Annotated in this window: 12 protein-coding genes and 1 pseudogene (1 of these 13 only partly in view); 8 read left to right on the top strand and 5 right to left on the bottom strand. The window is 70.5% G+C overall.

Annotated elements, in window-relative coordinates; genetic code table 11:
- Window positions 1-322 (bottom strand): ATPase domain-containing protein (locus ACFE64_RS12860; protein ID WP_375392861.1); only part of this gene is annotated, 322 nt, incomplete at its 3' end.
- Between the two features lie 92 nt (window positions 323-414).
- On the opposite strand from ACFE64_RS12860, the gene ACFE64_RS12865 reads away from it, so the two are divergent.
- Window positions 415-1,203: an energy transducer TonB gene (locus ACFE64_RS12865; RefSeq protein ID WP_375392862.1), complete on the top strand. Its 789-nt coding sequence runs from the start codon at window positions 415-417 to the stop codon at window positions 1,201-1,203.
- Here ACFE64_RS12865 and ACFE64_RS12870 read toward each other — a convergent pair.
- A complete protein-coding gene (locus ACFE64_RS12870; RefSeq protein WP_375392863.1) occupies window positions 1,200-1,895 on the bottom strand; it encodes a glutathione S-transferase family protein in 696 nt (231 codons plus the stop codon). The two genes, ACFE64_RS12865 and ACFE64_RS12870, sit on opposite strands and share 4 nt — an antisense overlap.
- A gap of 59 nt (window positions 1,896-1,954) precedes the next feature.
- On the opposite strand from ACFE64_RS12870, the gene ACFE64_RS12875 reads away from it, so the two are divergent.
- Window positions 1,955-3,100: a glycosyltransferase family 4 protein gene (locus ACFE64_RS12875; RefSeq protein ID WP_375392864.1), complete on the top strand. Its 1,146-nt coding sequence runs from the start codon at window positions 1,955-1,957 to the stop codon at window positions 3,098-3,100.
- A gap of 21 nt (window positions 3,101-3,121) precedes the next feature.
- Here the strand turns inward: ACFE64_RS12875 and ACFE64_RS12880 are convergent, their stop codons facing one another.
- Window positions 3,122-3,448 (bottom strand): DUF2218 domain-containing protein, encoded by a 327-nt coding sequence (locus ACFE64_RS12880; RefSeq protein ID WP_375392865.1) that lies wholly within the window; start codon window positions 3,446-3,448, stop codon window positions 3,122-3,124.
- Entirely contained in the window at window positions 3,445-4,032 is a 588-nt protein-coding gene (locus tag ACFE64_RS12885; protein ID WP_375392866.1) for a PadR family transcriptional regulator, read from the bottom strand. Before ACFE64_RS12885 ends, ACFE64_RS12880 begins: the two co-directional genes overlap by 4 nt.
- 220 nt (window positions 4,033-4,252) lie before the next feature.
- Here ACFE64_RS12885 and ACFE64_RS12890 point away from each other — a divergent pair, with 220 nt between their 5' ends.
- From ACFE64_RS12890 to ACFE64_RS12910, 5 genes are all read left to right on the top strand, one after another.
- Entirely contained in the window at window positions 4,253-5,569 is a 1,317-nt protein-coding gene (locus tag ACFE64_RS12890; RefSeq protein ID WP_375392867.1) for a replication-associated recombination protein A, read from the top strand.
- A complete protein-coding gene (locus ACFE64_RS12895) occupies window positions 5,566-5,907 on the top strand; it encodes an MmcQ/YjbR family DNA-binding protein (RefSeq protein WP_375392868.1) in 342 nt (113 codons plus the stop codon). The genes ACFE64_RS12890 and ACFE64_RS12895 overlap by 4 nt, the downstream gene beginning before the upstream one ends.
- A 19-nt stretch (window positions 5,908-5,926) precedes the next feature.
- On the top strand, window positions 5,927-7,108 hold the full coding sequence (locus ACFE64_RS12900; protein WP_375392869.1) for a molybdopterin molybdotransferase MoeA: 1,182 nt from the start codon (window positions 5,927-5,929) through the stop codon (window positions 7,106-7,108).
- Window positions 7,109-7,162: 54 nt separating this feature from the next.
- Entirely contained in the window at window positions 7,163-7,837 is a 675-nt protein-coding gene (gene lexA / locus ACFE64_RS12905) for a transcriptional repressor LexA (protein ID WP_375392870.1), read from the top strand.
- Between the two features lie 116 nt (window positions 7,838-7,953).
- Entirely contained in the window at window positions 7,954-8,121 is a 168-nt protein-coding gene (locus tag ACFE64_RS12910) for a hypothetical protein (RefSeq protein WP_375392871.1), read from the top strand.
- A 396-nt stretch (window positions 8,122-8,517) separates the two neighbouring features.
- Here the strand turns inward: ACFE64_RS12910 and ACFE64_RS12915 are convergent, their stop codons facing one another.
- Window positions 8,518-10,794, bottom strand: a complete 2,277-nt coding sequence (locus ACFE64_RS12915) for a ComEC/Rec2 family competence protein (protein ID WP_375392872.1) — start codon at window positions 10,792-10,794, stop codon at window positions 8,518-8,520.
- A 56-nt stretch (window positions 10,795-10,850) separates the two neighbouring features.
- Here ACFE64_RS12915 and gltX point away from each other — a divergent pair.
- Window positions 10,851-11,076: pseudogene (gene gltX / locus ACFE64_RS12920) on the top strand (glutamate--tRNA ligase) (it continues 1,169 nt past the right edge of the window).

Raw genomic sequence — 11,076 nt, forward strand, 5'->3', positions numbered from 1 at the left:
GCAGCAGCGTCGACTTGCCGATGCCGGGATCGCCGCCGATCAGCGTCGCCGAGCCTTCGACAAAGCCGCCGCCCAGCGCCCGGTCGAGCTCCGCGATCCCGCTCGACCGCCGGTCCGGCAGCGCCGCCGGCGCGTCCAGCGCCGACAGGCTGACCAGCCGGCCGCCGCCCTGCAGATTGTGCCTGGCCTGGAAGGGGGTGACGACCGCCCCGGCCTCCTCGACTAGCGTGTTCCACTCCGAACAGTCGGCGCACTGCCCCTGCCATCGCGACCCGACGGAGCCGCACGCCTGGCAGACATAGCGTTTCTGCGGTTTGGCCATGCAGGCACGCCTAGCAGAAACGGAACGGGAGGGGAACACCGCTTGCCGTGTCGATGGTGGCCATGTCATGCTCGCGGCAAAAGGGATCGCCGGTGCCGTTCACGTCGCTGTTGCTCGCCGCCGTCACGCCCGCTCCGGCGCTCGCGCCCGCCGGGCCATGGGTCGTCGATGTCGAGGAGAATATGTGCCTGCTGGAACGCAGCTATCCGGCCGGCGATCAGAAGATCTCGCTGATCTTCCAGCCGCTGCTCGATACCGGCGGCCTCGAACTCTACGTCACGACCGCCGACAAGAGCGACCGGCAGTATCAAGGGGCGTTCACGGTACATGCCGGGGCCGCCGCTCAGGTGTTCACCGGCAAATATTATTCGGTGTGGTCGGCCAAGAGCAGGACGCGCCTCACCCGCCTGACGGCCAGGCGCGACTTGCTCGACCAGCTGAAAGACGGCGACACGCTGGACGTGCAGGCCAAACCCGTGAGCCTTGCCTTCAAGATCGTCCGTCCGGACAAGGCGCGCGTCACGCTGCAAGGCTGCATCGCCGATTTGAAGAAATCCTGGGGGATCGACGACGAGCTGGCGAGCCGCGTGGTCGAGCCGCTGGAGGGCAATCCGGCCCGCTATTTCAACTCCGGCTCCTATCCGCCCGAGGCTTATCAGAAGGGCATCTACGGCCGCGTGATCGCCTTGCTCAACATCACGCCGGAGGGCGCGGTCGAGCATTGCCGCATCGTGTCGTCGGCCGGCACCGCGCTCAATGACGGCACGTGCAAGGTGGCGATGCGGATCAAGTTCAAACCGCCGCGCGACAAGGACGGCAAGCCCCTGCCATCCACCTATACGCTGCCGGTCAGATGGGTGCTGCCCGGCGCGCTCGATTAGGCCGGCACCGCCAGCCCGCGCTGCACCGCCGGCCGGGCCAGGCCGCGCTCCAGCCAGGCAGTCAGGTTCGGCAACGCGTCGAACCCGATCAGGCCGGCGTCCTTGTCCACCGTGCGGGCGGCGCGGACCCAGCCCAGGCAGGCGATATCGGCGATCGAATAGTCGCCGGCGATCCAGTCGCGCCCGCCCAGCTGTCCGTCGAGCACGCCGAGCAGCCGCTTCACCTCATCGGCGAAGCGGTCGCGCGGGCGCTTGTCCTCCCAATCCTTGCCGCCCATCCGCGCGAAGAAGTTGAGCTGCCCCGCGATCGGCCCCAACCCGCCGACCTGCCACCACAGCCAGCCCAGCACCTCCTGGCGCGCCGCGCCGCCGGCGGGCAGCAGCCGGCCCGCCCTGTCCGCGAGATAGACCAGGATCGCGCCCGACTCCCAGACGCCGATCGGCACGCCATCCGGTCCGTCGGGATCGAGGATCGCCGGAATCTTGCCGTTGGGATTGAGCGACAGGAACTCCGGCGATTTCTGCTCATTGGCGGCGAAGCTGACCTTGTGCACCTCGTAGGGCAGCCCCGTCTCCTCCAGCATGATCGACACCTTCACGCCGTTGGGCGTCGGCATGCCGTAATACTGGATGCGGTCGGGATGCGCGGGCGTCCAGCGGCGCGTGATCGGAAAGGCGGACAGGTCGGCCATGGCATGCTCCCTCGTGCTTGCGGTTGGCGAACGCGCGACGGCCCGCCTAAGACGCGGCGATGCAGGCCTCCGACCTTCGTGTCGCGCTGTTCAGCGGCAACTACAACTATACGCGCGACGGGCCGACCCAGGCGCTGAACCTGCTCGTCGGCCACCTGCTGGCGCAGGGGGCGGCAGTGCGCGTCTATGCGCCGACCACCGACACGCCGGCGTTCGCACCGACGGGTGACCTCGTCAGCGTGCCCTCGATCGCCATCCCGGGCGAACGGGGGGAATACCGCCTGGCGCGCGGGCTGCCCCGCGCGACGCGGCGCGATCTCGCACACTTCGCTCCCAAGGTCCTCCACCTCTCCGCCCCCGACTTCCTCGGCTTCAGCGCCGTCCGCTGGGCGCGCCGGCGGAACATCCCCTGCGTGGCGTCGCTGCACACGCGGTTCGAGACCTACCTCCGCTATTACCATGTCGGCGTGCTGGCGCCGGTGTTCGTCGGCATCCAGCGCCGTTTCTACAATCGGGTCGATCGCGTGATGCCGCCGGGCGAATCGATGGCGGCGGTGGTGCGCGGCTGGGGTGTGACGACGCCGACCAGCATCTGGTCGCGCGGCATCGATCACGATCGCTTCCGTCCCGATCGGCGCGACCTCGGCTGGCGGCGCGACCTCGGAATCGGCGACGACGAAATCGCGATCGGCTTTCTCGGCCGGCTGGTGAAGGAGAAGGGACTGGAGGTCTTCGCCGAGGTGCTGGCGGAGCTAACCCGCCGCGGCGTGCCGCATCGCGTGCTGGTGGTCGGCGAAGGCCCCGCCCGCGCCTGGTTCGAGGCGCAGGCGGCGGGTGCGGTGTTCGCGGGCTTCCAGTCGGGCGACGATCTCGGCCGCGCCGTCGCGTCGATGGACCTGTTCTTCAATCCGAGCGTGACCGAGACGTTCGGCAACGTGACGCTGGAGGCGATGGCGGCGGGCGTGCCGGTGGTCGCCGCGCGCGCGACGGGGGCGGTGGACCTCGTCGTGCCGGGCGAGACCGGCTTCCTGGTGCCGCCGCGCGACGTCGCCGCCTATGCGGACGCGCTGCAGCGGATCATCACCGATCCCGCCCTGCGCGCGCAAATGGGCGAGGCCGGCCACCGCAAGGCGGCCGGCTATCGCTGGGAGCTGGTCAACCAGAAGGTGGTGGATACCTACCTGGAGGTGATGGGGACCGGGTGATCCTGCCCCAAACCGGAAAGATCAGGCCTCGCGCCAGTCGAACGCCAACGGCGCTTCGCGGAACGCGAAACGGTCGAGATGCCGGGCGACCGCGCCCTTCAGTCCCTCCAGCTGTTCCGGCGACGTCGCGTCGATACGCACGTCGAGCGTGTCTGCGGTGGCATCGAACGTCGCCAGGCCGTCACCGGGGTGATCGGCGCCGCGGACGTTTCGGGGGAACGTCACCGTGCCGCGCTCGGCGGTGAACTCGACGGGCATGTCGTGCTGCCAGTGCTTGCACAATTGCTGAAGGTAGCGGCTCCCCGACGCGGTCGGCACCCGCGCGATGGCCGCGAAGACCGCGCTCACCGCAGCCGCTCGATCTTCTGCGCGACCTCGTCGATCAGCGCCGCGACGTCGTGCATCGTGTCGTCGGACCAGTCGCCGCGCTCCAGCCGGTATTGCAGCGCCACGCGCAGATTGCCCATGGCGCGCCGGATCGAAGCACGATCGCCGCGATTGCGCTGCTCGCCCAGCTCCCGCAACCGCGCGATCAGCCCGTCGACCTGCGCGCGGTTCTCCTCCAGGTGCTGGCGGCCCGCATCGGTCGCGGCGAAGCGCTTCTTCGCGCCTTCGGACCGCTGCTCCTCGATCAGCCCCATCTCGTCGAGCAGGGTGAGCGTCGGATAGACCACCCCCGGGCTCGGCGCATAGGCGCCCCCGGTCAGCTCCTCGATCTCGCGGATCAGGTCATAACCATGACGGGGTTCGTCGGCGATCAGCTTGAGCAGCACGAGCCTGAGCTCGCCGCCATCGAACATCCGCCCGCGCCGTCCCCGGCCGCTGCCGTGTTGCGCCTCTTCCCAGCCGGCCGCGAACCGCGCGGCGAACTGCTCCCAGTGATCGCGCCGGCCGCGCGGCCCGCAATGACGGGCGTGCATGCCATGCCACATCGTATGTCTCCTCTGTATCACGATGCAGCCAAGATATATCTTAATGATGGTTCATCAAGAGTTGGTTGAAGATATATTTTGCCTGCCGTCATCCCGGCCTCGTGCCGGATCCACGCCAGGCCTGGCCTCGCCATCAAACCGTCGGGCGTTGGCGACAGACCGACGTGGATGCCGGGACGAGCGGCATGACGAATGACGGTCAAGCCCCTACAACAGGGCGATGGCCGACCTGTTCGCCACCTTCGATCCACCCGCCGCGTCGACCGAGCCGCCGCCGGACGCGCCGCTCGCCGAGCGCCTGCGCCCCCGACGGCTGGAGGATGTCGTCGGCCAGGAGCACCTCACCGGCCCGGACGGCGCGCTCGGGCGGATGGTGGCCGCCGGCCGGCTCTCGTCACTGATCCTCTGGGGACCGCCCGGTACCGGCAAGACCAGCATCGCCCGCCTGCTCGCCGACGCGGTCGGCTTGCGCTTCGTCGCGATTTCCGCCGTCTTCTCGGGCGTCGCCGATCTGAAGCGCGTGTTCGCCGAAGCGCGCGACCATGCCCGGACGGCCAAGCGCACGCTGCTGTTCGTGGACGAGATTCACCGCTTCAACCGCGCCCAGCAGGACGGCTTCCTGCCCTATGTCGAGGACGGCACGGTCACGCTGGTCGGCGCGACCACGGAAAACCCGTCCTTCGAGCTCAATTCCGCCTTGCTGTCGCGCGCGCAGGTGCTGGTGTTGCATCGGCTGGACGCGGCGGCGCTGGAGCGCCTGCTGGCGCGCGCCGAGGCGCTGCTCGGGCCGCTGCCCCTGCAGCCGCAGACGCGCGAGGCGCTGGTCGCCGCGGCCGACGGCGATGGCCGCTTCCTGCTCAACCAGGCGGAGACGATCGCCGCCGCCGGGCTTGCCGAGCCGCTCGATCCCGCCGGCCTGGGCAGCTTTCTCCAGCGCCGCGTCGCGGTATACGACAAGGATCGCGAAGGCCATTACGGCGTCATCTCCGCGCTGCACAAGAGCATCCGCGGCTCCGACCCGCAGGCCGCGCTCTACTATCTCGCGCGCATGCTGACCGCCGGCGAGGAGCCGCTCTACGTGCTCCGCCGCCTCACCCGCGCCGCCGTGGAGGATGTCGGTCTCGCCGACCCGCAGGCGCTGCAGCAGTGCCTCGCCGCCAAGGACGCCTACGATTTCCTGGGCAGCCCCGAAGGCGAGCTCGCGATCGTCCAGGCATGCCTTTATCTCGCCACCGCGCCCAAATCGAACCGCGTCTATCTCGCGCAGAAGGCGGCCTGGGCGTCGGCGAAGGCGCATGGTTCGCTGTCCCCGCCCAAGCACATCCTCGGCGCGCCGACACCCCTGATGCGCGATCTCGGTTACGGCAAGGGCTACGCCTACGACCACGACGCGCCCGACGCCTTCTCCGGCGCGGACTATTGGCCCGAAGGGATGGACCCGCAGACCTATTACGAACCGACCGAGCGTGGCTTCGAGAAGCGCGTGGCGGAACGGATGGCGTGGTGGTCGGACCGCCGGCAGGAGCGCGAGGGATGAAGGACTGGGGCGAAGCCGCCGCCTTCGCGCTGACCCTGCCCCGCACCGAACTCGCCACCTCCTACCGGCAGCCGGCGGTGAAGGTGGACGGCCGGACCTTCGTCTCGACCGGCCACGAACCCGGCAGCTTCCACGTCCGCAGCCCGCATGATGAAAGGGCGGTGCTGATCGAGACCGACCCCGCCACCTTCTGGCAGACCGCCCATTATGAGGGCTGGCCCGGCCTCCTCGTCCGTCACGGCAGCGCCGACCCGGAGCGGGTGCGCCTGGTCCTCACCCGCGCCTGGTGGGACATGGCCAAGCCCGCCACCCGCCGCGCCTGGGGCGAGCGGCCGTGACGGGCTACATGCACCGGCCATGACCCTCCTCCCCATCGCCGAGGCGCAGGCGCGCCTGTTCGCACTTTTCGAGCCCGTCGCGCCCGAGACCGCGCCGTTGCGCGCCGCTGCGGGGCGCTGGGCCGCCGCCGACATCCGCGCGCGCCGCACCCAGCCCGCCGCCGATCTCTCCGCGATGGACGGGTACGCGATCCGCTTCGCCGACCTGCCCGGCCCCTGGCGGATGATCGGCGAGAGCGCGGCGGGCCGCCCCTTCGCCGGCGCGGTCGGCCCGGGCGAGGCGGCGCGCATCTTCACCGGTGCGGCGATGCCCGACGGGGCGGACACCGTACTGATCCAGGAAGAAGCCGCGCGTGAGGGCGAGCACCTCAGCCTCGCGGGCGAAGGGCCGGCGCATCCGGGCCGCAACACCCGCCGTCGGGGGCTGGACTTCAGCGAGGGCGACCTGCTCGTCGCCGCCGGCGAACGCCTCACCCCCGCCCGCCTCGCGGTCGCCGCCACGGCCGGGCACGGCGCGCTGCCGGTCCGCCGCCCGGTCCGCGTCGCGATCGCCGCGACCGGTGACGAGCTGGTCGAGCCTGGCGCGGCCGTCCCCGGCCTCGCCCTGCCCGAATCGAACCGCGCGATGCTGGCGGCGATGCTGGCCGACCTGCCGGTCGCGCTGATCGACCTCGGCATCCTGCCTGACGACCTCGACGCGCTCCGCGCGGCCTTCGCGGCGGTCGACGCCGACCTGCTCGTCACCTCCGGCGGCGCCTCGGTCGGCGACCATGACCTCGTCCGCCCGGCGTTGCAGGCCGCGGGCGCGACGATCGACTTCTGGCGCGTCGCGCTGCGCCCCGGCAAGCCGATGATGGCGGGCCGGATGCGCGACACGGCCGTGCTCGGCCTGCCCGGCAATCCCGTCTCCGCGTTCGTCACGACCGTGTTGTTCGTGAAGCCGCTGATCGCGCACCTCGCCGGCGCGCGCGAGCCGCTGCCGCGCCCGCGCCCCGGCGTGCTCGGCGAGGACCTGCCGGCCAACAACGGCCGCACCGATTACCTGCGCGCGGCCGAGCGCGACGGCCGCGTCTATGCGTCCGCCATCCAGGACAGCTCCATGCTGCTGACGCTGGCGCGTTCCACCTGCCTCGTCGTGCGTCCGGCCGACGCGCCGCCGGCGCGCGCGGGCGACTCGGCGGAGATCCTGGACGTCGCTTGACGACTGCTGCCACGTTCCATATAGGTTCCGCGTTCGTTCCGACGGAGAACCGCGATGCTCACGCGCAAGCAGCATGAACTGGTCTGCTTCATCAACGATCGCCTGACAGAGACCGGCGTCTCGCCCTCGTTCGAGGAGATGAAGGAGGCGCTCGAGCTCAAGTCGAAATCCGGCGTGCATCGCCTGATCTCCGCGCTGGAGGAGCGCCAGTTCATCCGCCGCCTGCCCAATCGCGCCCGCGCGCTGGAAGTGCTGCGCATGCCCGAGCGGGCGGAGAAGAAGCGCGCCACCTCGCCTTCGCCGGTGACGCGCCGTCAACTTGGCCAGCTTCCGCAGCCCGCCAACGACGTGATCGAGATTCCGCTGCACGGCCGCATTGCCGCCGGCGTGCCGATCGAGGCGTTCGAGGGTGCGACCACCCTAGCCGTCCCCGCCGCGCTGCTCGGGCAGGGCGACCATTATGCGCTGGAGGTGGCGGGCGACTCGATGGTGGAGGCCGGCATCCTCGACGGCGACTATGCGCTGGTGAAGCGCCAGGACGTCGCGCGCGACGGCGAGATCGTGGTGGCGCTGATCGACGACGCCGAAGCGACGCTGAAATACTTCCGCCGCGAAGGCGCGATGATCCGTTTGGACCCAGCCAACCGGGCGTATGACCCCCAGCGCTATGCGCCGGCGCAGGTGCGGATACAGGGGAAACTGTCGGGGATTTTGCGGCGGTATAATTAGATTGGGGGTTACGGCCGAACGGTGGAAGCTTGCGGTTAGACGACGGCCTGCCTCGGGGCGACAGACCGCGTAGATTGCACGTTGCCGGAGGGTTTTTGTAAAGGCATCACCGGGTCATGCGCTATGTGACTGTATTCGGTGCGGCGGTAAACCCCTATCGTAACCTGTGGTTCGTCCTCCCAGGCCTAATACTTCTCGCCGTCGGCATCGCCATGGTGTTCAGGCCAGAATGGATGGAAAAGATCGCGCGTCGCCCGTTCAAGCACCGGCGTTTCTTCCGCTGATTCTTTTCCTATTTGGCTTATTCTGGATGACTGTAGCATCGGTATCAATCGTCGGGGACGCGTACGATGCTCGACGCTCAATCCGCGACCATGATTGCCATATCGTCGAGGGCCGTGTCGAGCATTTTCATCCAATGCTTTGGGCGGGGCATGACACCGAGCGATTTGACGTGAATGGGATCAACTTTAGCTACTCCGATTATATGGTGACCGGAGGTTTCAATGTGACCTCGTCACACGGGGGACCGGTTCGTGAGGGACTGGCAGTGCGTATCTGCTACAAGGACGGTGAAATCTTGCGCCTAGAAGTCGGCCGATCCAGGCTGAATTGAAGTATCCTCGCGACAGCGGACGTTTGCTGACAGGCGGAAGTCGCTGCACCGTTCCCGATCATAATCAATCGGAAAGGTTATAGTGACGGCGTACGGGCCTCGACCGCTCGATCCGAGACCCAGTCTGCTCCTCACCTTCACTTCTTTCCCGCCAGCCCCTGTAATACGCACCGCTGCCGCCGCGCCGCCCTCGCCCGTTACCCCGCTGCTCGTGGCCACCGCCCGCCCGCGGCAGCTGCGCCGCCAAAGCCCAAGGATGCCGGTCTCCCGCCACCTTCACCGTCTCGACCCGCCCCGCCGCCAAGCTGATCGCCACCCCGCCCGACTTCTCCAACACCGGCCGGTCCAGCCGCAGCCAGCGCGGCCTGCAGCCTCGCGGCAACCGTCGCTCGCTCACCACGATGTCCGCCGCCTGGCACTGCTCCGACAGCGGCCCCGCATCGAGCGGATAGCTGCTCCGCGTCGCCGCCACCCGCCAGCGCCGCCCGCCGGCCGTCACCTCGGCCAGGCACAGGTCGTCGCTGCAGCGAGCGTTCTTCTGCTCGTCCAGCAGCGGCAGCTCGCCGTCCGCCCCGCCGCTCGCCGCGAGCATCATCTGCGTATAGTCGCCCGCCCGATCGCGCAGCAGCGCCAGGCCCCCATCGGCCGTGCGCACCGCCAAGTGCTTGCCGTCGCCCGTCACCAGCAGGTCAGGCGGCGGGGTGGCGAGCGCCCAGCCCGCGCCCACCGCCAGCGGCAGCACGCCGAGCCGCCGCCACCGCGTCCGCCACAAGGCGATCCACAACCCGCCCGCCACCATCAGCCCGAACGCGCCGTCCGGCATCGACGGCAGCGCCGTCACCGCGTGCGGTGCGCTCGCGACGATATGCGCCAGCCACAGCAGCAGCTGGAGCGACTTGCCCGTCAGCCACCAGGCCGGCGCGCCGAGCCCCACCGCGTCCAGCACGAGCGCCAGCGCCTCCAGCGGCATGGTGACGAACGTCGTCAGCGGGATCGCGATGATGTTGGCCGCCGCGCCGTAGATGCCGGCGCGATGGAAGTGATAGACGCTGATCGGCATCAGCGCGAGCTCGACGGTCAGCCCGGTCAGCAGCAACGATGCGGTCTCTCGCGCCAGCCGCGGCCAGCGCCCCTCCTCGTGCGGCCCGAACCATTCCGCCACGCGCGGGTGGTCGTGCAGCGCGATGATCGCCGCGATCGCCGCGAAGGAAAGCTGGAAGCTCGGCCCCGCCAGCGCCTCGGGCCGCACCAGCAGCACCGCCGTCGCACCTACCGCGAGCAGCCGGAGCGTCACCGCCTCGCGGCCCATCGCCAGCGCCGCCAGCACCAGCAGCGCGGCCACGCACGATCGGATCGTCGGCACCTGCCAGCCGGTCAGCGCGGTATAGCCGATCGCCGCCGCCGCCCCCGCCGCGCCCGCCACCAGCGGCAGCCGCACGCGCAGTGCGAGCCATTCGCTGAGCGCCAGCAGCCGCATCACCAGCAGCATCGTCGCGCCCACCGCGGCGGTGATGTGCAGCCCGCTGACCGACAGCAGGTGCGCCAGCCCCGCGCGTCGCATCGCATCCGAATCGTCCTGCGTGATCGCGCCCATGTCGCCGGTCGCGAGCGCCGCCGCGATGCCGCCCTGGCTGCCGGGCAGCTTGCTCGTGATATGCCGGGTCAGCGAGGCGCGCAGACCGCCCCCGCCGCGCCCGGGCGTCACGATCGTCACCGGCGCAAAGCCTCGCCCCGTGCCGCCGACGCCGTCGAACCAGGCCTGGCGCGCATAGTCATAGGCGCCCGGCACGCCCGCGCCGGGGGGCGGCATCAGCCGCGCCCGGAGCTTCACCACCGCGCCCGCGGCCAGCCCCGCCGGCGCGTCCTCCGCCTGCACGTTCACCCGCACCCGCGGCGGCAGCGCCACCGCGCCCTGCTTGTCATCCGTCGCGCCCGGTCGCGTGGCCAGCGTCAGCCGCACCAGCCCGCGGGCGGCGAGCGGCTCCACCTGTTCGACATCGGCGGTGAACGTCGCCAGCGCCGGCCCACCCAGCACCGGCGCCGCGACCCGCTCCGCCCGCCACCACACCAGCGCGACACCCAGCGCCGCCGCCAGCGCCCCGAGGCCGATCGCGCGCAGCAGCCGCCCGTGCCGCCCGAGCGCCAGCGCGCCCAGCCCGACCGCCAGGCACACAAGCAGCGCCACCGCCCAGCCATGCGCATCCGGCAGCAGGAGCCAGGCGGTGATCCCGCCGCCCAGCGCCACCGGCAGCCAGAGCGGCAGCTGGTCCCGTTCCGCCTCCAGCCAGCGCTCGATCGCCGCGTCGGGCGGCCAGCGGAATTGCCGCCATGGCAGGCCCATGCTAGCGGCCGGAGGGGCGGAACTCGCCATCCTCAGCAGCTTGGGAGCAGCCACGCTTGGGCGCAACCGACAACTCCGGACCGGTCGTCACCCGCTTCGCGCCCTCGCCCACCGGCTTCCTCCATCTGGGCGGCGCGCGCACCGCGCTGTTCAACTGGCTGTTCGCCCGCCGTCATGGCGGCCGGTTCCTGCTGCGGATCGAGGACACCGACCGCGCCCGCTCCACCCAGCCCGCGATCGACGCGATCCTGGAGGGGATGCGCTGGCTCGGGCTCGACTGGG

The organism is uncultured Sphingomonas sp. (assembly GCF_964250165.1).
Taxonomy (GTDB): Bacteria; Pseudomonadota; Alphaproteobacteria; order Sphingomonadales; family Sphingomonadaceae; genus Sphingomonas.